The organism is Streptomyces sp. NPDC002499 (assembly GCF_053595415.1).
The window spans coordinates 89,683-111,017 of the sequence record NZ_JBSFXO010000001.1 but is presented as its reverse complement, the minus strand read 5'-3'; the positions used below and the strand labels follow the sequence as shown (position 1 = coordinate 111,017).

Annotated in this window: 20 protein-coding genes and 2 pseudogenes; 15 read left to right on the top strand and 7 right to left on the bottom strand. The window is 69.3% G+C overall.

Annotated elements, in window-relative coordinates; translation table 11 throughout:
• Window position 1 precedes the first annotated feature (1 nt).
• A complete protein-coding gene (locus ACWD5F_RS00550; RefSeq protein ID WP_451249650.1) occupies window positions 2-946 on the top strand; it encodes a zinc-dependent alcohol dehydrogenase in 945 nt (314 codons plus the stop codon).
• 94 nt (window positions 947-1,040) lie between these two features.
• Here ACWD5F_RS00550 and ACWD5F_RS00545 read toward each other — a convergent pair whose 3' ends face one another.
• On the bottom strand, window positions 1,041-1,796 hold the full coding sequence (locus tag ACWD5F_RS00545; RefSeq protein WP_451249648.1) for a GntR family transcriptional regulator: 756 nt from the start codon (window positions 1,794-1,796) through the stop codon (window positions 1,041-1,043).
• A 231-nt stretch (window positions 1,797-2,027) separates the two neighbouring features.
• On the opposite strand from ACWD5F_RS00545, the gene ACWD5F_RS00540 reads away from it, so the two are divergent.
• From ACWD5F_RS00540 to ACWD5F_RS00530, 3 genes are all read left to right on the top strand, one after another.
• The gene (locus ACWD5F_RS00540; RefSeq protein WP_451249646.1) at window positions 2,028-3,437 is read left to right on the top strand and encodes a ferredoxin reductase family protein; all 1,410 of its coding nucleotides are present in this window, start codon (window positions 2,028-2,030) and stop codon (window positions 3,435-3,437) included.
• A gap of 46 nt (window positions 3,438-3,483) precedes the next feature.
• Window positions 3,484-3,726 (top strand): hypothetical protein, encoded by a 243-nt coding sequence (locus tag ACWD5F_RS00535; protein WP_451249644.1) that lies wholly within the window; start codon window positions 3,484-3,486, stop codon window positions 3,724-3,726.
• A gap of 138 nt (window positions 3,727-3,864) precedes the next feature.
• Entirely contained in the window at window positions 3,865-4,614 is a 750-nt protein-coding gene (locus ACWD5F_RS00530; protein ID WP_451249642.1) for a class I SAM-dependent methyltransferase, read from the top strand.
• A 37-nt stretch (window positions 4,615-4,651) separates the two neighbouring features.
• Here ACWD5F_RS00530 and ACWD5F_RS00525 read toward each other — a convergent pair whose 3' ends face one another.
• Complete coding sequence (locus ACWD5F_RS00525) at window positions 4,652-5,074, bottom strand: VOC family protein (RefSeq protein ID WP_451249639.1); 423 nt, start codon at window positions 5,072-5,074, stop codon at window positions 4,652-4,654.
• A gap of 162 nt (window positions 5,075-5,236) precedes the next feature.
• On the opposite strand from ACWD5F_RS00525, the gene ACWD5F_RS00520 reads away from it, so the two are divergent.
• Window positions 5,237-6,262, top strand: coding sequence for a helix-turn-helix transcriptional regulator (locus ACWD5F_RS00520; RefSeq protein WP_451249637.1), 1,026 nt, complete (start codon window positions 5,237-5,239; stop codon window positions 6,260-6,262).
• Window positions 6,263-6,461: 199 nt separating this feature from the next.
• Here the strand turns inward: ACWD5F_RS00520 and ACWD5F_RS00515 are convergent, their stop codons facing one another.
• Together ACWD5F_RS00515 and ACWD5F_RS00510 are read right to left on the bottom strand one after the other, a co-directional pair.
• Window positions 6,462-8,675 carry a 2Fe-2S iron-sulfur cluster-binding protein gene (locus ACWD5F_RS00515; RefSeq protein ID WP_451249635.1) on the bottom strand — a complete coding sequence of 738 codons (2,214 nt, stop codon included), beginning with the start codon at window positions 8,673-8,675 and terminating at the stop codon, window positions 6,462-6,464.
• A gap of 11 nt (window positions 8,676-8,686) precedes the next feature.
• Complete coding sequence (locus ACWD5F_RS00510; protein WP_451249633.1) at window positions 8,687-9,487, bottom strand: siderophore-interacting protein; 801 nt, start codon at window positions 9,485-9,487, stop codon at window positions 8,687-8,689.
• A 111-nt stretch (window positions 9,488-9,598) separates the two neighbouring features.
• On the opposite strand from ACWD5F_RS00510, the gene ACWD5F_RS00505 reads away from it, so the two are divergent.
• Window positions 9,599-10,219 (top strand): TetR/AcrR family transcriptional regulator, encoded by a 621-nt coding sequence (locus ACWD5F_RS00505; RefSeq protein WP_451249631.1) that lies wholly within the window; start codon window positions 9,599-9,601, stop codon window positions 10,217-10,219.
• A 193-nt stretch (window positions 10,220-10,412) separates the two neighbouring features.
• Here ACWD5F_RS00505 and ACWD5F_RS00500 read toward each other — a convergent pair whose 3' ends face one another.
• Window positions 10,413-10,814, bottom strand: a complete 402-nt coding sequence (locus ACWD5F_RS00500; protein WP_451249629.1) for a hypothetical protein — start codon at window positions 10,812-10,814, stop codon at window positions 10,413-10,415.
• A 116-nt stretch (window positions 10,815-10,930) separates the two neighbouring features.
• Entirely contained in the window at window positions 10,931-11,932 is a 1,002-nt protein-coding gene (locus ACWD5F_RS00495; RefSeq protein WP_451249627.1) for an ArsR/SmtB family transcription factor, read from the bottom strand.
• 196 nt (window positions 11,933-12,128) lie between these two features.
• Here ACWD5F_RS00495 and ACWD5F_RS00490 point away from each other — a divergent pair, with 196 nt between their 5' ends.
• From ACWD5F_RS00490 to ACWD5F_RS00475, 4 genes and pseudogenes are all read left to right on the top strand, one after another.
• Window positions 12,129-12,956, top strand: a complete 828-nt coding sequence (locus tag ACWD5F_RS00490; protein ID WP_451249625.1) for a class I SAM-dependent methyltransferase — start codon at window positions 12,129-12,131, stop codon at window positions 12,954-12,956.
• A gap of 104 nt (window positions 12,957-13,060) precedes the next feature.
• The gene (locus ACWD5F_RS00485) at window positions 13,061-13,705 is read left to right on the top strand and encodes a nucleotidyltransferase domain-containing protein (RefSeq protein ID WP_451249623.1); all 645 of its coding nucleotides are present in this window, start codon (window positions 13,061-13,063) and stop codon (window positions 13,703-13,705) included.
• Window positions 13,706-13,781: 76 nt separating this feature from the next.
• Window positions 13,782-15,035 carry an ROK family protein gene (locus ACWD5F_RS00480; RefSeq protein WP_451249621.1) on the top strand — a complete coding sequence of 418 codons (1,254 nt, stop codon included), beginning with the start codon at window positions 13,782-13,784 and terminating at the stop codon, window positions 15,033-15,035.
• A 50-nt stretch (window positions 15,036-15,085) separates the two neighbouring features.
• Window positions 15,086-15,777, top strand: a pseudogene (locus ACWD5F_RS00475) (transposase family protein).
• Between the two features lie 394 nt (window positions 15,778-16,171).
• Here ACWD5F_RS00475 and ACWD5F_RS00470 read toward each other — a convergent pair.
• Window positions 16,172-16,570, bottom strand: a complete 399-nt coding sequence (locus tag ACWD5F_RS00470) for a hypothetical protein (RefSeq protein WP_124004760.1) — start codon at window positions 16,568-16,570, stop codon at window positions 16,172-16,174.
• A 270-nt stretch (window positions 16,571-16,840) separates the two neighbouring features.
• Between ACWD5F_RS00470 and ACWD5F_RS00465 the strand changes: the two genes are divergently transcribed.
• The 5 genes and pseudogenes from ACWD5F_RS00465 to ACWD5F_RS00445 all read left to right on the top strand — a co-directional run bounded on the left by ACWD5F_RS00465 (window position 16,841) and on the right by ACWD5F_RS00445 (window position 21,224).
• A complete protein-coding gene (locus ACWD5F_RS00465) occupies window positions 16,841-17,053 on the top strand; it encodes a transposase family protein (RefSeq protein ID WP_451249619.1) in 213 nt (70 codons plus the stop codon).
• Window positions 17,054-17,099: 46 nt separating this feature from the next.
• A pseudogene (locus ACWD5F_RS00460) lies at window positions 17,100-17,255 on the top strand (transposase); the annotation flags it as partial.
• Between the two features lie 144 nt (window positions 17,256-17,399).
• The gene (locus ACWD5F_RS00455; protein ID WP_451249618.1) at window positions 17,400-18,836 is read left to right on the top strand and encodes an aldehyde dehydrogenase family protein; all 1,437 of its coding nucleotides are present in this window, start codon (window positions 17,400-17,402) and stop codon (window positions 18,834-18,836) included.
• Window positions 18,836-19,498: a ThuA domain-containing protein gene (locus tag ACWD5F_RS00450; RefSeq protein WP_451249616.1), complete on the top strand. Its 663-nt coding sequence runs from the start codon at window positions 18,836-18,838 to the stop codon at window positions 19,496-19,498. The genes ACWD5F_RS00455 and ACWD5F_RS00450 overlap by 1 nt, the downstream gene beginning before the upstream one ends.
• A 418-nt stretch (window positions 19,499-19,916) precedes the next feature.
• Window positions 19,917-21,224, top strand: a complete 1,308-nt coding sequence (locus ACWD5F_RS00445) for an ABC transporter substrate-binding protein (RefSeq protein WP_451249614.1) — start codon at window positions 19,917-19,919, stop codon at window positions 21,222-21,224.
• Window positions 21,225-21,335: the final 111 nt, after the last annotated feature.

Here is a 21,335-nt window from a genome sequence, read left to right as displayed (position 1 = left end):
CATGAAGTTCAGCCAACTCGTCGGCCCCCGCACCTCCGAGGTCGTCACCGCCGACGACCCGGTCCCCGCCGACGGCCAGGTCCTGGTGGAAGTCCTGGCGTGCGGGGTCTGCACCTCCGACATCGGTCCGTGGCTCACCCACGATCCGGCCGAAGCGCCGGTACGGCTGGGTCACGAGATGGTCGGCAGGGTCGTCGCCGTCGGGCGGGACGCGACCCGATGGCAGCCGGGAGACGTGGTGACCGGCTTGGGCGGCGACGGGTTCGCCACCCTCGCGGTCATGGACGCCAACGCCGTACTGCCCGTGCCGCCGGGCATCGAACCGGCGCACGCGATCGGCGAACCCGTCGCCGACCTGGAGGAGGCGCTGTCCCGCACGGGCATACGCCCCGGTACCCGGGTCGCCGTCGTGGGCCTCGGATTCATGGGCCTCGGCCTCGTGCAACTCGCCAAGCGGCACGCACCCGGCCTGCTCGTCGGCGTCGATCCCGACCCGGCGCGCCGCCGTCGCGCGCTCGCCCTCGGCGCCGACCTCGTCTTCGCCCCCGACGAACTGCCCGAGGAATACCGCATGCAGACCAGTTGGGCCACCGACGCCCGGCCGGACATCGTCCTGGAGGCGACCGGCGCCACCGGCGGGCTGAAGACCGCCGGCAGCATGGTCCGGCCGTTCGGCACGCTCTGCGTGGTCGGGTACCACCACACCGGCGACGCCATGATGGATATGGACCTCTGGTACAAGGCCGTCACCGTCGTCAACGGCTTCTGCCCCGACCGCACCCGCCTGGTCGCCGCGATGCGCGACGCCCTCGGCCTCATCGGCGAACGGCGCTTCAGCTACGCGCCGTTGATCACCCACCGGTTCGGCCTCGACGACATCGACGAGGCGTTCGGCGCGATGGAGGAGGCCGGGCCCGACTTCGTGAAGGGGGTCGTGCTGTTCTGACGGTGTCGGCCGCATCGACGGGTCCGGGCGGGAGACCCACCGGACCGGGTGCACCGACGGGTCCGGGCTGGAGACCCGCTGGACCCGCAGCGGGCTAGGACCGGGCGAACGACGTACGCAGCCGGTAGCGGTCGCCCGCGTACTGGATCGTCGAGACGAACAACGGCTCCTGCTGTGCGTTCAGGGCGAGTTGGCGCATCACGAGTACGGGGTCGCCGGGCGCCAGGTCCAGTTGCTCGGCCGTTCGCTCGTCGGCCTTGGTCGCCTCGATCGTGCTGTCCGCGCGCACCGGCTCGATGCCGGCCGCCGAGAGCGTCGAGTACAGCGACCGTTCCTGGAAGTCGACCTGCTCGATGTCCGGGACCAGCGCGTGCCGCAGCCGGGTGAGGTCGAGAGCTATCGGCACGTTCTCCAGCAGACGTACCCGCTCCAGCCGGAACAGCGCGGTGCCCGGTGCGATCCCCAACTGCTCCGCCTCGTCGATGCTCGCCGGACTGGTCTCCGCGCGCAGCACCCTCGAGTGCGGCCTCAGCCCCATCCGGGTCGCCGTCTCGCTGAACGACTCCAGACTGTTGGGCCACTCCTTCTTCTGCGCGCTCTGCGCGACGTACCAGCCCCGCCCGTGCGACGGATTGAGCACACCGGCCTCGACCAGACTGCCCAGTGCCTTGCGCAGCGTCACCCGGCTGATCCCCAACTGCTGGCACAGCTCACGCTCGGGCGGCAACCGGCCACCGGGTTGCAGCACCCCGCGATCGATCTCGCCACGGATCACGTTGACGGCCTGGATCCACAACGGCTCCGGATAGCCGGGCAGTACCGGGCCGGAGACCTCAGGTGAGTCGTTCATACGGTGAAGCCCCCATGGTGATCCACTCCGCTGGACAAGCGCGGATCACCTTAGCTTTACCGGCGACGCCGTGGCCAGGAGCCACCACGGGGGCCGGTGAACCGGTGCCGACACCCCACGTCCGACGCCGTCACAGGCTTCTTAAAGCTGCCACAAAAACGCCCTCCACTCTGGTCATCGAGGCGCCCCACGAGGCGCCCGATCCCACTCCACGCCCGAGGGAAGGCAGCGATGAGCACATCCAAAACGGCGGCCACCGAGCACAGAAGGCCGCCCAGGGGGCCACGCCGCGGCAGCCTGCGGTTCGGCCTGGCCGATCTTCTCGGACCGGCCGCCATCGCCTCGGTGGTCGCCGTCGTGTTCATCTGGATCCTGAACCAGGGACTGCTCAGCCTCACCACCGTGGACACGGCGATCGGCTCCCTCGGCCTGCTCACCGGACTCGTCTCCGCGGACCTCATGGTGCTCCAGGTGGTGCTGCTGGCCCGCATCCCCTGGGTGGAGCGCTCCTGGGGCCACGACCTGCTCACCCGACGCCACCGCTGGATCGGCTTCGCCTCCTTCTGGCTGATGACGGCGCACGTCGTGCTGTTCGCGGCGCAACGGGTCATGCGCGACCCGGCGGCGGCCGCGGACGAACTGTGGAGCCTGTTCATCACCGACTCCTGGATGCTGTTCGCGACGATCGGCACCACCGCCGTGATCATGGTGGTGGTCACCTCGGTACGGGCGGCCCGACGGCGCCTGCGCTACGAGTCCTGGCACCTGCTGCACCTGTACGCCTATCTCGGCACCGCGTTCACCTTCCCGCACATGATCGGCGACGGCGCTGACTTCCACGAGGCCTGGGCACGCGCCTACTGGTGGACCCTCTACCTCTTCGGCGGGGGAGTCACCCTCGTCTACCGTCTCGCCTGGCCGCTGTGGCGCTCGCTCTACCACCGACTGCGCGTGGAAGAGGTTCGCCCCGAGGGAGACGGCGTCTTCTCGGTCGTCATGCGCGGGCACCGACTGGACAGGCTGCGCACGGAGTCCGGCCAGTTCTTCATCTGGCGCTTCCTCGACGGCCCCGGCTGGTCCCGCGGCAACCCCTACACCCTGTCCGCCGCTCCCACGGCACGCCATCTCCGTATCACCGTCAAGATCGCCGGAGACGGCAGCGAGCGCCAGGCCCGCCTCAAGCCCGGCACACGCGTCCTCATCGAAGGTCCCTACGGCACGCTCACCGCACGCCGGCGACGCCACCCCCGCATGCTGCTGATCGCTGCCGGAATCGGTGTCACGCCCATGCGCGCACTGATGGAGGACACTCCCTACCGGCCGGGTGAGGCCGCGCTCCTGTACCGCTACACCGAGGCCGAGCACGCCGTGTTCGCCGACGAACTGCGGCAGATCGCCGCCGCACGCGGGGTCGAGCTGCACTTCATGCCCGGCGCGCGCCGCGCGGACGACTCCTGGCTGCCGGCCGGCATCGGCACCCACATCGACGACGCCCAGGTGCTCAGGGAACTCGTCCCCGACGTGGCCGACCGCGATGTCTACGTCTGCGGACCCCCGGCCTGGCTGTCAGCCGTACGCAAGGCCACCAGGCGTGCCGGCGTCCACCGCGACAGCCTGCACACCGAAGAGTTCGCCTGGTGACCGACGCACTCGATCAACCCACCACCACACTTCCTTGGAGCACGTCATGCGACGCATCACCCTCTGGCTCACCGCCACCCTCGCCGTAACCGCCCTCCTCTTCGCCTACCAGCTCAATCTGTCCGGAGTCGGCGGGAAGGGAGGCGAAGAGAAGAACGACGCCCCCGCGGCAACGGCCCCCGCCAGCCCGGGTTCCGATTCGTCGGCCGCGCCGGTCGACCGGGCGAAGCCGGGCGACGACACCCCAGGCGACGGTGACCACGTCGGCAAGCCGGGCGAGAACAAGTAACGGCTGCTCGCCGACACGAGACATGCACCCGGGGCCGCCCCCAGACACGAGGGGGCGGCCCCCCACCATGTGCGCCGCACAAGCTGCGCACCCGAACTGCCGACCTCCCCGCCCCACCAGCAAGGCGAAGGTGCTCACGTGACGACCCCGACCACCACATCCACCCTCTCGGAAACCCTGGCATTCCTCCGGCAGTTCACCCGGACCGCGAAGATGACAGGCGCCGTCGTACCCAGCGGCTCGACCCTGGCCCAGGCCCTCACCCGCCATGTGCAACCCGGCACCCGACAACACCCCCGAGCCGTGCTGGAGGTCGGGCCGGGCACGGGCGCCGTCACACGTCACCTCGCGCGCCGCCTCGGCCCGCACGACACACTCGAACTCGTCGAAGCCAACGCCCAGTTCGCCGCACGACTCGAGTGGCTTCTGCAGTACGACCCGCAGTTGGCTCGGGCGAGCTCACGGATCCGCCTGCATCACGGCCTCATCCAGGACCAACAGATCGGGCAGTACGACACCATCGTGTGCGGCCTCCCCTTCGCGAACTTCCCACCCCGACAGGTCGATGCGATCGCCCGCCAGCTGCTGACCTCCTTGAGGCCGGGTGGCCGTCTCTCCTTCTTCAGCTACCTCGGCGGCGGGGCCCTACGGCGCGTCAATGCCAGGCAGGCCCTGTCCCATCGAGCGCTGCACGAGGTCATCGGTCCCTACGTGGTGGGAAGCGAGATAGTCCTTCCCAATCTGCCACCGGCCCACGTCCATCACATCCTGGCCCCGGTCCCGATCACCTGTCGTTGCGGTGCGCCTCAGGTCAGAAGCGAGTCTCTCCGTCAAAGTCCGACAGGTCCGGAGCTCACGGTATGGCCGGCAGCGATCGCCGCCTCATGAGCGGCACTGATGTCGGTGGCTGCGGAACATGGTTGGTTCAGCCGTTGTAGGGCGCGCTGACGTCCAGGACCCAGGTGACACCGAAGCGGTCGGTGAGCATGCCGTACAGCGGCGCCCACTGCGCGGGCTCCAGTGGACTCACGACGGTCGAGCCCTCGGCGAGCTTGCCCCACAGGGCGCTGATCTCCTCGGCCTCGTCTCCACGCACGGAGACGAAGAACGGGTTCTCGCCCTGGTTCCAAGGCAGTTGCGAGGGCACGTCGTACGCCATGACGTGGAAGCCGTTGTCGCCGACCACCTCGCCCCACATCACCCAGTCCGCCTCGCTCTCGTCCCGTACGGCGCCCGCGTCCTTGTAGGTGACCGCGACGGTGCGTCCGCCGAAGACGGACTGGTAGAAGTCCAGCGCCTCGCGCGCGGTGCCGCGGAAGTTCAGATGGGTGGTGGTCGTGACGGACATGACCTGCTCCTTGCCTCATGTGACGAAGATGCGCCGTCGGCAGTCGATGCCGAGCGGTGGCGGCCGCCGTGACCGGGGGACATGCCTTCCGAGCGGCGCGTGTGCCACGTTGGCAGAGGTAGCGGACAGGATGTGTCCGGTACTCCAGGAAGGATGGGTGCCATGCACAAAACGTCCGCCCGGCTGCTCGCGCTGCTCTCGCTCCTCCAAACACCCCGTGACTGGTCCGGCGACGATCTCGCCGAGCGCCTCGGCATCACCTCGCGCACGGTGCGCCGTGACATCGAGCGCCTGCGCGAACTCGACTACCCGATCACGACCGTCAAAGGACCGGCCGGCGGCTACCGCCTGGCGGCCGGCACCCACCTGCCGCCCATGCTGTTCGACGACGCGCAGGCCGTCGCCCTGGCCGTCGCGCTCCAGACCGCGGCCGCCGGCACCACCGTCGCCGAAGACGCTTCCCGCGCGCTGGCCGCTCTCAGCCAGGTCATGCCGGCCCGACTGCGCCACCGCATCGAGCTGTTGCAGATCACCGCGATCCAACCGCCCGCGACGGCCGACGGCACCGCCCAGGTCGACGCCCAGGTGCTGCTGGACCTGAGCCGCGTCATCCAAGCCCGCGAGGAACTGCGCTTCGACTACGCCCCGGGGCCGAACACCTCGACCGATGACGTCCGCCGCGTACACCCCCACCACCTGGTCACCTGGCGTCAGCACTGGTACCTGGTGGCCTGGGACCTCCACCGCGAGGACTGGCGCATCTTCCGCGTCGACCGCGTCCGGCCCCGCACACCCACCGGCCCCCGCTTCGCCCCGCGCGACCTCCCCGGCGGCACCGTCTCCACCTTCGTCACCAGCCGGTTCCGCGGCAACGACGGCACCACCACCGACTGGCCCTGCCGAGGCGAAGTCATCCTCCACGTCCCCGCCACCGAGGTCGCGCCCTTCGCCCAGGACGGAATCGTCGAGGAACTCGGCCCCCACCACTGCCGACTCACCCTCGGCTCCTGGTCATGGACCGGACTCGCCGCCGCCATCGGCCGCTTCGACACGGACATCGAGGTCATCGGCCCGCCCGAACTGGCCAGCGCATTCGGGGACTTGGCCGTCCGCTACGCCCAAGCTGCCCGCACCAGAGAACGAGAGACCGTGAACCCGCCACATGAACAACACCCCGGACGCGCCTAGTTGGCCTACGTTAGAGGGCCGCTTAGGTGCCGAGTCCTTCGTGCGGTCGGGCCGCCCAGGGGCGCCGCGGAGTCGGCCACCGCGTCAGCCCCCATCTTCCGGCAGGTGGAAGTAGACGGTCCCCGAGCGCCAGGGGCCGTCCCCGGTCATCTCCGCCTCGATCACCACATCCTGCGGGCTCTCGATACTGATGGCGTTCTCACGGATCCGTGATGTCGAGGTTGACCTTCGACAGCGGGCAGCCCACACAGGTCAGCACGTAGCCGTCGGCCTTCTGCTGCTCTGTAAGGCAGTTCGGCTCGTTCTGCGTGACTTCGCCACCGCGGAGGCGCACCATGCAGTCGCCGCAGTTTCCGACCGTGCAGGAGTACGGCATCGGCAGCCCCGCCGCGAGTCCCGCGTCGAGCAGCGTCTGGCCGGGCTCGACCACCACCGTGCCGACGGGGTGGCCGTTCTGCTCGACGGTCATCTCCTGTGGCACCGTCACCGCGGTCCCGTTGTCCGCGCCGCTGGCGTAGCGCTCGTGGTGCACCAGCTCGTCCGGGACCCCGAGCCCGGACAGGACGCCCTGCACGGTGCCCATCAGTGGTTCGGGGCCGCAGACGTAGTAGTGGGCCGCGGGGGCGGGGGACAGGCCGGTGACCCAACGACGTACACCGTCCTCGTCGAGGCGCCCGTCCCGGCAGGTCAGGACATGCGTGACCGACAGCCGGTCGGGGTGCTCCTTCGCCAGCCGGGCCAACTCGTCGGCGAAGATGACTTCTTCCGCGCTACGACTGCTGTACAGCAGCGCGATCCGGTCGCGCCCCGCCCGTTCGGCGAGCCGGGCGCGGATCATGCTCATCATCGGTGTCACCCCACTGCCCGCCGCTACGAGCACGATCTCGTCCGGTAGTTGAGGTGGGGTGTGGAAGGACCCCGACGGACCGCGCACCGCGAGGTGATCCCCGGCGCGCAGGCCGCGGTGCACGTGCGTGGAGAACCGGCCGCCCTCCACGTGCTTGACGGTGACCTCCAGTCGGCACGAACCCGGTGCCGACGAGGCCGAGTAGGCCCGCCGCACCGGGCGGCCGTCGATGTCGGCGACGAGCGTGAAGAACTGGCCGGGCCGGAAGTCGAACGATCCCGCATGCCCGTCGACATCTTCCAGTACGAGGGTGAGCGCGCTCGGTGTCTCCCTGCGCACCTCGGTGACGCGCACCTGGCGCAGCGTGTCTGCCGTGCCGCTGTTGTTGTCGCTCCCAGCGTCGCCGTCCCGCTCGGAACGGCGACGGCGCAGGACACCACGGCGCCGCGTGTCGGCGCCGGTCTCGATGTCCTCGTACCCCTCCTTCCGCAGCCCGGACGCATAGGCACGGTTCGCCGCCAGCCGAAGGAGTCCGGTGATGCCCGGGATCTTCCCGAGGGCCCTCAGCAGGAACGCGGGCGGTCCGCCCTCCGTCTCGGCCGAACCAGCGGCCAGGTGCTCGCCCGCCATGGCCATCATGTCCGGCATCGGCCCGCGGTCGAGGTGCACGCCGGGGATCCACAGTCGCGAGCGCACCAAGGGGTCACTGCCGGTCACCTCGGCGTGCTCGACCTCGATGAGCAGCGCCAGGTGTGGGGGCATCCCGCGCAGCGCCATCGTCTCCAGCAGTGCCGGATCGTCGGTGATCGCGCCGCGGCCGCGGACCCGCAGCACACCGCTGCGCCCGGGAACGAGCGCGGCGAGCGAGAGCCGGTCGTCGCGCAGCAGGTTGTGGAGCGTGTCGGCGCGCTTGTTGCCCTTGCGGTCCGGGATGACCAGCGTGCGGCCGTCCAGGATCCGGGCCACCGCCTGCCGGTCCCCGCGCGGACTCGTGTCGCTTCCTCCGGACGAGTCCCACGTGGACAGTGCGAGGAACGGTGAAGCGGCCAGGAACTCGGCGACTCCGGGACGGGACAGGGGTCCGGCACCCGTGATGTCGGCGGTCGGTGGCTCGGCCGGGGTGGGTGGCTGCCACAGGCGGGACCGGAGGACGGCCTGCGCGCAGTGCACGTATGCCTCCTCGATGTCGACGATCGTCTCCGCACGCTTCCGTGCGGCCACCGAACCGTTGACGCGCAGGAGTTCTCCGACGCCCGGCAGGAGGAAGAAGAACGAGACCGGACCCTGCGGGTCGCCGGTGTCGGGCAGCGGGAACGAGATCCGGGTCGGTGAGTGGACACGCGCGAACCCCGGCGTGCCGCCGATGAAGGTCGTCCTGCTGGAGCCGTGGCTGTCCCGGTACCCGAAAGCTGCGATCGGGGACCGGGCGAGGATGGTCCGGCAGCCTTCGTCGAGGGCGCTGATCTGCTTGAGCATGACCACCGACGCCGGGCGGCCGACGGTCGCCTCGACCTCCTCCGCCGTTGTGAGTCGGTGCAGGTCGCGGAAGTTGATGGCAGGTGGCACGGGGTTTCCTCTCAGCCGGGGGCGGACCGGCCCAGATGCCAGTAGCCGAAGAACGAGATGTCGCGCTTGGGTACGCCACGGTCGTCGACCAGGTGTCGCCGTACGCTCGTGGCCAGGCGGGACTCGCCCGCGATCCACGTGTAGAAGCGCCCGGGCGGCAGCGACGCCTCGCGCACCGCGTCCAGCGTCAAAGTGCCGGGCCGCAGTTCTTCGTCGTCGCGGCTGAACCAGTGGACGCGGACGCCTGCGGGCACCTTGACGGACCGTATGTCCGCCGCGGTCGCCACCTCCAGGTAGACGTCCGTGGGCAGGGAGGGCGGCGTTCCGTCGAGGATCGAGAGGATGGCGGGCAGCGCGGTCTCGTCCCCGACCAGCACCTGCCCCCCCGCGTGCTCCGGCAGTCGGTACATCGTGCCGACGTCGAAGATCCCGGCGGGTGCGCCCGGCTCGACCCGGCGCACCCAGGACGCCATGGGTGAGTCACCGTGCAGCGCGAACTCGATGTCGATCTCGTCGTCCGCGGGCCGCGCTCGCCGGATCGTCAGGTTGCGCACCCACGGGCGGGCCGACTTCGGCACCAGCAACAACTGCGCGATCCACGCCTCGTTCGAGAGGGTCGGCATCCGCAACGCGGTCTGGCCCTCCCGCGGGAAGAACAGTCGAACCGCCTGGTCGCCGCCCGCCACGACCAGATCCCGCAGGGCCGGCCCGCCGAGGGTGACGCTCGCGAAGCCCGGTGTGAGGAACTCGCGGCGACGCACCTCCAACGTGATCATCCGGCGTGACTCGGGCAGGTACACCTTCGGGATCACTGCCTGCCACCCACACTGCTTGCGCCCTTGTTTCCGCAGCTCATGGCACTATTGTGAGCAATAGCTCAGCTCTTTGGCTACTCGCTTTTCGCGCCCCGAGGAGGCCTCCGAATGCCGTCGGCCGAACGCCGTCTTCAGCCACGTCGCAAGCCCCGACAGGTGCGTGCCGAGCTCACCCGCGACCGCATCCTCACCGCCGCTGCTCATGTTTTCGCCGAGCACGGTTACGCCGCCGGCACCACCAACCGCATCGCCGAACACGCCCGCATCTCCATCGGCTCGCTCTACCAGTACTTCCCGAACAAGGACGCGATCCTCGCCGAGCTGGCAATACGGCACATCGACCGCGGCACGTGGACACAGGCCGACCTACTGGATCTGTCCGCCGGGAGCCTGGAGGCGACGGCGCGGGCGCTGGTCCGGGACGCGATCGACAACCACCGCGACGATCCACAGTTGCTGCGGATCATGATCGAGGAGGCCTCGCTCTCACAGGAACTGCTCGACACGATCGAACGGCACGGAAAGGTACGCGTCGGTCAGGTACGCGATCTCCTCGCCCGGCACCCGGACGTCCACGTACGAGACCTCGACACCGCGGCCGAACTGATCGTGTTCACCGTGGAGTTGAACACGCACAAACTCATGGCCGCCCCACAGACCATCCCGGTCGAGACCTTCGAGAACGAACTGGTGGACATGGTCACCCGCTATCTGCGGGGTGATCAGTAGCTCCTACCGGCTGGCAGTGCCTCCGGTTTCCGAGGCCTGCGGTGCTGATGAGCCCAGTTCACTCACGGCTTGGCTCCCAGGGCACGGGTACACCGGAGCCCTGGGAGCCGTCACGCGGCTCGCCAGGGCACAGCGCACAGGTCTTCCGCCCTGCGGCCCGTGTGGCACGTCACCTTCCGACCGGACGGATGGGTCAGGGCCGGTCGTACTTCACGCACTTGAGCGGATTCGCGTTCGCATCGTCAACACAGACGATGACGAATGCGGCCCCGCCGGGCACATCCGCAGGGATTGTGGTCTTGATCGGATACGTGACGTTGCACTGCGTGCTGGTGCTCCTGGAGTCGAGCGGGTCCGCAGAGGCGGTGTACGTGCCGAGCCACGCCCGTCGGCAGCCGACGGCACGGAGTGTTCCATCGGCCCCGACCGACCGGTTGTACCAAGTCAGCGTGCCGCGGGCGTAACTGGCCCCGTATGTGACGTCGAACGTGCTGGTCGGGTAGGCGGCTGTCTGCGCGCCGGCGGCGGGAGCACCCAACAAGGTGCCCGCGGTCAGCACGACGGAGCCGACGGCGGCAGCGAGATGAGTCTTCATACGACCTCCAGAATGGGATGAGCCGGTTGCGGCTTCACATCCTGGGCAGGTCGGCCACCTGCGGCCCATCTCTTAAGCCACGGCTTAAAGGGGGACGGGGCGGCAGGCGCATCGCCTCACGGTTCCACCAGGACACCGGTCTGCAGCAGGGCAAGGCCGAGGGGGGTGATGAGGTGCAGTACGGACCCGCCTCGGCGGCTGGTGGTGATGAGGTCCGTGTTCCGTAGCACGGTCGCGTGCTGACTGGCCGCCGCGGCCGTGACGTTGAGGCGGCGGGCCAACTCGCTCGTCGTGCAGCCTTCTGCTGTCACATGCAGGGCGGCGGCTCGCGTGCGGCCGAGCAGGGACTCCAGGTTCCGCACGACGGAGCCGTCCGCTTCTGTGGGGTCGGTGCCGGTCAGCGGCCTACGGAGAGCCGGCACGGTCAGTCGGGGTGGCTGGGCGGTGTCGAGCGGGTCCCACAGGAAGCTCACCGGGTGCTTCGAGAAGACCGTGGGCGTGATGAGCAGTCCTCTTCCCCGCAGACGTACGTCAACTCGGCGCGGGTAGGGAGCTTCGAGCACCGGCGGACGCCAGCGGATCAGTGGTGCGCAGATCGAACGCAGCAGCAGATCGATGCCGCCCTCCAGCATCAGGTTCGCGAAACGGGTGGACAGGGCTACCAGTTCGGACCGCCCCCGATGCCAATACGGCTCCACGGTCAGCCGATGGCAGGCGCGCACGGCCTCGGCGAGCTCCCGTCGCGCGTCACGGTCGCCCTCGGCCACGCGTTTGGCCCATGGCAGGTGTACGGGGTGGAAGTGGAGATCCTCGAATTCGCGTCGCAGCCGGGACGCCGGGGCGTGCAGCAGGTTGTCCACGGCGTGGTCCACAGAGGGCACATCGCCCATCAGGGCCAGCAGATCAAGCCCGGGACCTCGCATCGGAACCAGGGACGTCAGGGGGCGCGTGTCGGCCCCCATCCGGCCCGCGACAGCCGACCGCCATGTGCGGAAGTGCGGAAGGTGCCGGTTCTCTCGCAGGAGTTCCAGGCTGTAGTAGACCTCCGCCGCCACGCCGATCGTCGCGGCCACTCGTGTCCGGGCGAGGTCTTCCGTCGTGAAGTGAATGCGTAACACCGACCAGCCTCCTGCCACCGAAGTAGAGCGGACGAGCACACCCCAGCATGCCCCAACCCGGCGCGCCTGATCGAGAGTTGCCGCCTTGGCCGGCCCGCCTCATTCGGCCTGCACCTGAAGTGAGGCCGGCCGGCGACAGACGGCCACCGGTAAACCAGTGGCGCCTCCCCGTACGAGCCCCATAGCTTGTGCGCCCGTGACCGAAGAGCCGCAGATGCCCCCGAATCCACGCGCCCTCGGCCGTGTGTTCAACGAAGTGCCGGAGCTCTACGACCGCGTCCGGCCGGGCTATCCCGAGGACTTGTTCGCGGATCTTGTCGCCGTCACCGGCATGGACGAGAAGTCGTCGGTGCTGGAGGTGGGCTGCGGTACCGGTCAGGCGACGCGCTCGCTGGCAGTGCTCGGGCGCTCGGTGACGGCAGTTGAGCCCGGCGCGGGCATGGCCGCACTCGCCCGCCAACGGCTCGCCGACTTCCGTAATGTCGAAGTCGAGACGTCGACGTTCGAGGAGTGGGACGACCGCGGTCGACGCTTCGATGTTCTGGTGGCCGCGTCGTCGTGGCACTGGGTCGACCCGTCGATCGGCTGGCAGCGCGCGCACGACGTGCTCGCTCCGGGAGGCTGGATGGCGCTGCTCGGCAACGTCGTCGTCCGCCGACCGTGGGAGCCGGAGCTGTATGCCGAGACCGCTGACCTCCACGAGCGGTTCTGCCCCGGGGACCCCGACTGGGGCCATCCTCCGCTGGAGGACGACGTGCGCTCCACCGACGAAGGGTGGGGCCTGGTCGAAGATCCCGGAGGACTGTTCGGCCCGACGGTCGTGCGCTGGTACCCGACCGTCCAGTGGTTCGACGGGGACGGCTTCGCCGATCACCTTCGCTCGTTGTCGCTGTATCGGAAGCTCGACCACGAGGTCCGCGAGCCACTGCTCGACGCCATCGCCGAACGCATCCGTACGCGGATGGGCGACCGCGCGGCCCGCCGTTATCTGAGCGTCCTGCGCGTCGGACAGCGCGTCGGCTGAGGCCAGGAACCTTCTCTGAACTACCCATGAAGAGGGGTACGTTGGCCGTTCCGGCCTGGCAAATGCGCCGAGCCTCGGTCGGATCGCGACAGGAGGTTGGTGTGATGACCGATGGTTCTCTTCCGCCCGGTGGCGCTGTCTTCGACGCGGACGAACTGCATGCCCGCTGGGTGAACGCGTGGCGGCCCGAGCAGGTCGCGGAGCGGTTGGACGGCGTCAGTACGCCGTGGTGCATCGCGGCAGGGTGGGCGCTGGACTTGTTCCGCGACGGTCAGTCCCGCCCTCACGGTGATCTGGAGATCGCGGTACCCGCGGCGGGGTTCGCGGAGATCCGGGACCGCTTCCCCGAGTACGTGTTTGACGCGGTGGGCTCGGGACGCGTCTGGGCGAGTGCGGGAGTAGAGGAACTCGCGGCCACCCATCAGACCTGGCTGCGGGATCCGGCGAGCGGCCAGTTCCTGTTCGACGTCTTCCGCGAGCCGCACGACGGCGGGACGTGGATCTGTCGGCGGGACGAGAGCCTGCGGCTTCCGTACGACACGATCATCGAGCGGACTGCCAGCGGCATCCCCTATCTGGTCCCGGAGTTGGTGCTGCTGTTCAAGGCGAAGGCGCCCCGGCCCAAGGATGAGACGGACTTCGACGGAGTTCTGCCGCTGCTGAGCCGGACGCGGCGGGAAACACTCAGCGAGTGGCTGAAACGCATGCATCCCGGACATCCGTGGCCGGCGGAACTGGACAAGCAGTGACTCGCCGCGATGCGTCGACCGAGACGCGTCAGGATGCGCGGATCCGCGGGCTGGCACACTTTGTCATGTGAAACCCGTGGTGAAGAGAACGACGAGCGACTTGCGGCGGCACAACCGGTCCGTGATCCTCTCCGCGCTGTATGTGCAGGGACCCACCAGCCGCAACCGGCTGACCCGCGCCTCCGGCCTCAGCTCGGCGACGGTGAGCAACGTCGTCTCCCAACTCCTCGCCGAGGGGCTGGTCGCGGAGGGCGGTTCGGAGGACTCCGACGGGGGCAGGCCGCGTTCGGTGCTCGAGATCCGTCCGGACTACGGCACCGTGATCGGCGTGGACATCGGTGAGACGCACGTCAGGATCGGCCTCTTCGACTGGACCCTGTCCGTGCTCCACTCCGAGGTCTACCCGATCGCCGACACCAGGCTCGACGCCGAGTCCGTGGCCGCGCTGGTGCTCCAGGGGATCTCCGAGGTGACCCGCGCCGCGGGCATCGACCCCTCGGAGCTGCTCGGCATCGGCGTCGGGGTGCCCGGCGCGGTCCAGCCCGACCCGCGGATCCCCGGCCGCAGCCTGGTGCACGCGCCGACGCTCGGCTGGTCCGGCGTCCCGCTCGGCGAGATGCTCGCCCCCGGGGTCGCCGCCCCGCTCATGCTCGACAACTGCGCCCGCACCCTGGGCCAGGCGGAGATGTGGCGTGGAGTGGGCCGGGGCGCCGACCGCGTGGTCACCGCCCTCATCGGGGTCGGCGTGGGCGCGTCCCTCGGATCGGGCGTGGAGGGCGGGATCGCGGGCCTGGCACCTGCCACCATCGAGTGGGGCCATACGGTGATCTACGCGGGAGGGCTGCCCTGCCGCTGCGGATCACGGGGCTGTCTGGAGGCGTACGTCGGAGCCGAGGCCATCCTGCACCGCTACCAGTCCATGCTGGGCAGTCAGCCGTTCCGTTCCACCGGGACCGAGAGCCGGTTCGCTGAGCTGACGGCACGGGCGGCGACCGACCCGGTGGCCATGGAGACCCTGGAGAAGGTGGGGGAGTACATCGGCATCGGGATCGGCAATCTGATCAACCTGCTCCACCCCGACCTCGTGGTGCTCTCCGGATGGGCGGGGTCGGTGATGGGTGGGGTGGTCCTGCCCACCGTGCGAGAGACGGCCGAGCGGCACGCACTGTCGTATCTGCGCGGACGTACCCGCATCGAGGTCGGGCGGCTGGGCCAGGAGGCGGTGGCGATGGGCGCCGCGACCCTGCCGGTGGCGGACCTGCTGGCGACGAGCGGCCGACGGCCGACGGTCGTCTCCGGACTGGAGGCCGGCGCGGAGGCCTGGGCGTAGTCCCAGAGGTTGTCCCGTAGCCGGTGGGGCGGCTGGTGCGTTGACTGGGCATGGGTGGGGTGATCTCAGCGGATGATCCGAAGTGGATCGAGCCGTTCTCCGGGCTGACCGAGGGGCAGTTCGCCAGGTTGGTGGCACTGGTGCGGCGCCGTGGCGGCGACGTCCAGCGCGGCCGGCCCTGGCGGCTGCCGCTGGAGGACCGGGTATTGCTGGTGGCGACCTACTGGCGCACGAACCTGACCTTGCGGCAGGTGGCACCGCTGTTCGGGGTCTCGAAGTCCGCAGCCGACCGCATCCTCGATCACCTGGCACCACTGCTGGCCATCTCGCCGGCCCGCCGGCCGCGCAAGGACACCGTCTACATCGTCGACGGCACCCTCGTGCCCACGCGGGACCGCAGCATCGCCGCCTCCAGCAAGAACTACCGCTACTCGACCAACCTGCAGGTCGTCATCGACGCCAACAGCCGCTTGGTCGTGGCGATCGTCCTGCCGCTGCCAGGCAGCCGCAACGACTGCCGGGCCCTCACCGAGTCCGGCGTGGACCGGGCCTGCCGCGGTGCCCCGGTCATCGCCGACGGCGGCTACCAGGGCACCGGCCTGCGGCCCGAGAACGGGTCGGACACGCCCTGTCCCGGCTGAAGAACTGGAAAATCCTGCGCGACTGCCGCCTCAAGGGCCACGGCGTGCACCAGGCCATGCTCGGCATCGCCCGGCTCCACAACATGGCCCTCAGCCGATAACTCCCACCCCATACGGGACAACCTCTAGCGGCAGTCCCGCAAGGGCACGGTGCTGACCCGAGGGCGACTTGATCAGACAGACGCTGGCAGACTGACGACACATCGAAGCTCCGGTTCGGCAGACCGACTTGGTAGGTCACCCGCTCCAACCGGAGCTTCGTTGCGTACGAGACGGGACGGCCAGCAGACGTCACGCCACCGTGACCTGCAATTTTCCGCTACCACTGGGACTTTGAGACAGCCCTGCGTCCCCACCCCGGAGCGGCATCGCCGACAAAGCTCACTGACACTCAAGACACCGATGAGACAGTGCCCTGGCCCTCATCCTGCCCGACAAGCTGCCAGGGCCCGCCGGACAAACCGGCGAGCCCTCGCAGACGATTTGGATCTAGACCTAGGCCACGCCCGAGCCGTACCCCGGGTGGGCCGTGTTACTGCCCCAGTACTCGTACACAGTCACGCTGACGGCCGTCTCCTCCAGGAAGAAGTTGCCGATCGCCGACGCGCATTCCCCGTTGTTGTTCGGATCGGACACGACGTAAGCGACAGCGCCGTCACCGTCATAGCCCTGCACCACGGCCTCGGTACCGCGGCCGTCGGTCGTGTTGTCGCAGACCGTGATCTTCTCGTAGCCCGGGTAGCCGTTCAGATCGGCGTCGAAGTACACGGCACCGCTCGAATTGCTCGTGTACACCCAGCCGCTGTTGGACGACGCCTGTGCCTGGGTGACGAGGCCGATCGTCGACATCACCACGATCCCGGCCACCATCGAGGCTCTTCGCAAAGTTCGCATGATTCCCTCCCGTTTCCACTTCGCCTCCATCGGAGGCACCGCCGATTCAGCTACTGAAGATCCTTCGTCCGTGCGATAGCCCCTAGCAAGGTGGTGGCAGGGGTTGTGGACTCTGCGGCAACCAACTGTGAACTCTCCGCCAACACTGAGGAGTTGAAGCCCATGGTTGAGCGGAGGCTGACGAGTATGGCGATGTCCTATTTCCGTGGGCACCGCCCACGCCTACACCGCCGCCGTCATCGACCTGCTCGCCGACCTGCCGCGTGCCCTGTGCGAGCTGCCCCCGACTGCGTCCCGCTGGACGGCGCCCCGGCGGAGTGCGACCCGGTCGGCTACAACCGGGCCGACTTCTCCCACAAGCACCGCCGGCACGGAGTGGACGTGCGGGTGGTGACTGACCCGTCCGGACGGCCGCTGTGGATCTCGCCGACACCGCCCGGCCGTGCGCATGATCGCACCGCGGCCCGTACCCACCGGATCTGAGAACGCCAGACGTGCCGATTCCCGCCGACCGCGCCTGCAGGCGGAGAAAGCCGTGCACCGCCGGGCCCGAGCCCGGGTCGAACACGCCCTGTCCCGGCTGAAGAACTGGAAAATCCTGCGCGACTGCCGCTTCAAGGGCCACGGCGTGCACCAGGCCATGCTCGGCATCGCCCGGCTCCACAACATGGCCCTCAGCCGATAACTCCCACCCCATACGGGACAACCTCTAGGCGTAGTCCTCGGCGTACACCTTGCGCGGTGCTCGCATCCGCACTGGTTGACGCCAATGACTGTCGCCTCTTAGTTTAAGTCGTAGCCAAAGTCTCCTGACCTCCGTGGAGTCTTCATGACGTCTCAGTTCCCCGCAGCCCGGCTCTACATCGACGGAACGTTCCGCCCGGCCTCCTCAGGGCGTACCGCCGACGTCGTGGAGAAGGCCACGGGTGCCGTGATCGGTACGTACGCCCTCGGTGGGGCGGCGGATGTCGGGCGGGCGGTGGCCGCGGCCCGTGCCGCGCAGCCGGGTTGGGCGGCGCTGAGTGCTCCCGAGCGCGCGGCTCACCTCGGCCGTATGGCCGACTTTCTCCAGGCGCACTACGCGGAGCTGGTCGAGCAGAGCATGCGCGAGACCGGCGGAGTGCGGGACAAGGCCGAGGACGAGGTGTCCACCGGCATCCGTCAGCTGCGGATCTCCATGATCCAGGCGAGTGAGAACGCCGGCGACCTCCTGCCCCCGTACAAGGCGGGCAAGCTCTCGATGTCCCGCGCGGTACCGCTCGGGGTGATCGGCGTGATCACGCCCTGGAACTACCCGGTCAACCTGGCCATGCGGGCGGTCGCACCGGCGCTGGCCTTCGGCAACACCATCGTGCTCAAGCCCGCCGAGCTCACCCCGATCATCGGCGGCCAGGTGCTCGCCGAGGCGGCCGAGGCGGCCGGACTGCCGCCGGGCGTTCTCAACGTCGTGCCCGGCGACGGCCTCGACGCGGGCCACGCGCTCGCCGAACACGCGGGCCTGGACCTGATGGACTTCACCGGATCCCGCGAGGTCGGCCTCTCCATCGCGGCCTCCGCGGCCGCCACCCTGCGGCCGATCCGCCTCGAGCTCGGCGGCAGCAACGCCTTCGTGGTCCTCGATGACGCAGACATCGACCTCGCGGCCTCGTGCGCGATGGTCGCCTCGCTCGAGTACCAGGGGCAGACCTGCATCAGCGCCAGCCGCCACATCGTCACCCGGGCGGTCGCGGACCAGTACCTCGACGCCCTCACCCGCCGCGCCGCCGCCCTGCGCGTCGGCGACCCGATGAGCGGTACGGCGCATCTCGGCCCCCTGATCAGCACCCGCCAGCGCGACCGGGTGCACGCCCTCGTGACGGCGTCGGTGGAGATGGGCGCGGAGGTGCTCACCGGCGGCACGTTCGACGGTTCCGAGGGGCTGTTCTACCGGCCCACCGTGCTGGCCAAGGTCACGCCCGAGATGCCCGCCTTCACCGAGGAGATCTTCGGCCCGGTCCTCCCGGTCACCGTCGTGGACGACCAGGAGGAGGCGGTGGCCGTGGCCAACGGGCTGCCCATGCTGATGAACTCGGTGTTCTCCGCCGACCTCATACGGGGCCTGTCGGTGGCCGAGCGGTTGGACGCCGGCGAGGTGCACGTCAACGACGCCCACGCCCGGCACGGTGCCGACGACCAGATGGCGGGCTTCACCAAACGCCAGTGGATCGGCGTCCAACGCACCCCGCTCACCCTGCCCGCCTGGACCGCCGACCCCGCGACCCGTTGATGGCGGCAGCACGTACGGCGCTGGTGGTGCGCGGCGGCTGGGAGGGGCACGCCCCACGGGAGTGCACCGACCTGTTCCTGCCCGCACTGGCCGACGCCGGGTTCGCGGTCACCGTACGGGAGGACCTGGACGCCTACGCCGACGCCGACCTGATGGCACGTACCGATCTCGTGGTGCAGTGCTGGAGCGAGGGCCGGCTGACCGAGGAACAGTGCGCGGGGCTCGTGTCGGCCGTCGAGGCGGGCACCGGCTTCGCGGGCTGGCACGGCGGTGTCGTAGCGACGTTCCAGGACTCTCCCGCGTACCTGCGCATGGTCGGCGGCCTGTTCCTGCACCACCCGGCGGAGTTCCTGGAGTACCAGGTCCGGATCGAGCCGGAACACCGAGAACACCCGATCGTCGCCGGGCTGCCCGACACGACGGTGATGACCGAGCAGTACTGGATGTTGACCGACGCGTTCAGCACGGTACTGGCGTCCACCACCGTCGAGCCGGGCGTCGCGGGGCAGGGCGAACGACCCGTCGACATGCCCGTCGCCTGGACCAGACAGTGGGGGAGGGGACGCGTCTTCGTCTCCGCCGTGGGGCACCGACCGGACGACCTGCGCGAGCCGACGATACGAGAGCTCACCCGCCGTGGACTGATCTGGGCCGCGCGGTGAGCACCCCGGTGGCGAGAGCCTGAACCCGGCCGACTCGGCGCCGCTGCCGTGGGCGAGGTACCGCGGGTGGTGGCGGGGCAGCCCCTCGCCCACCCGCTGGACTACGGCGCGCTGTCCGTATCAGCCTGATCTGTAACCCTTCGGTGATCCCCGCCGCGCGTCCCGGCGCGTACGGTGCAGGGGCCGGACGCCTTGCTTCACGAGCCGACCCCTGTGTCCACCACCAGGAGCGGACGCCGATGGTGGAGAAATCGACTCATAAAGAAATCGACACATCGTGAATCGGTACGTCACTCGTATTGACCCCGCCTCCACTGCGACTTAGCTTAAGTCGCAGTCAAAGTCGGAACCGGTCGACTCGGGTCGGCCCTGGGTTCGGGTCACAGGCCCTCTTCTGGCACGAAAGTGAGACTGGCCAATGAAGACCAGATTCGTCGCAGTCGCAGGCGCCACACTGGCCGCCACCCTGGTTCTCGCCGCCTGCGGTGGCGGGGACGGGGGCTCGGACAGCGGTTCGGCACCCAAGGGCGGCAAGGTCCGCCTCACCATGTGGGCCTGGGACCCGGGCATGGACAAGGTCGTCGCCCTGTGGAACTCGACCCACCCCGACATCCAGATCGCCCTCAGCAACCCGGCCGGCGGCGACCAGCTCGTCAGCAAGATGATCACCGCGCACCAGGCCAAGACCGCGCCCGACATCGCCAAGGTCGAGTACCAGTCGCTGCCCGGCCTGGTGGCGAACGGCGTGATCCGTGACATCACCGCCGAGACGAAGAAGGCGGTCACGGACTTCGACGACGCGACGCTGGCCCAGACCCGCTTCCAGGGCAAGGTCTACGGCATCCCGCAGGACTTCGCGCCGCTGATGATGTTCTACCGGGCCGACCTGTTCAAGAAGTACGGCCTGAAGGTGCCCACCACCTGGCAGGAGTACGAGGAGACGGCCGCCCAACTGCACACCAAGGCCCCCAGCGCCTCGATGACCAACTTCGACGCCGCCGACCCTGGTTGGTTCACCGGCCTCACCCAGCAGGCGGGCGCCGACTGGTGGACCACCAAGGGCGACTCCTGGCACGTGGACATCAACGGCACGGCCAGCGACAAGGTCGCGGACTACTGGCAGGGCCTGGTCGACAAGGGACTGGTGAAGAAGAACCCCTCCTTCTCCCCGCAGTGGAACAAGGAGATGAACAACGGCACCCTCCTCACCTGGATCTCCGGCGCCTGGGCCCCCGCCCAGATCGGCGGCATCGCCCCGTCGACTAAGGGCAAGTGGACCGCCGCGCCGCTGCCGGCCTGGACGGCGGGCGACAACACCACCGGCATCTGGGGCGGCTCGGCCATCACGGTCACCACCGACTCCAAGCACCCCGCCGAGGCCGCGGAGTTCGCGAGCTGGCTGAACACCGACGCGAAGGCGGTGACGGCCCAGGTCAAGAACATCAACATCTACCCGGCCTCGACCTCCGGGCGCGCCCTGCCGATCCTCGACCAGCCACCGGCCTTCTTCCCGAACCAGCCGGACTACTACGCCCAGGTGAGCAAGGTGGCACCCGGCGCGCGCAGCTTCTCGATGTGGGGCCCGAACGTCACGGTGACCTTCTCCGCGTACCGCGACAGCTTCGGCGCGGCACTGCAGTCGGGCAAGTCGTTCACCGGGGCGCTCGACACCATGCAAACCAACACCACGGCCGGTATGAAGAAGCTCGGGTTCACCCTCCACTGACCCCCGGCGACCAGGTCGCCCGGCGCGCCTCCCTGACTCCCGCGCCGGGCGACCGTACCGGTACGACGTACCGAGACCGGCACAGGACCGACGCCGGTGACGGGCATCAAC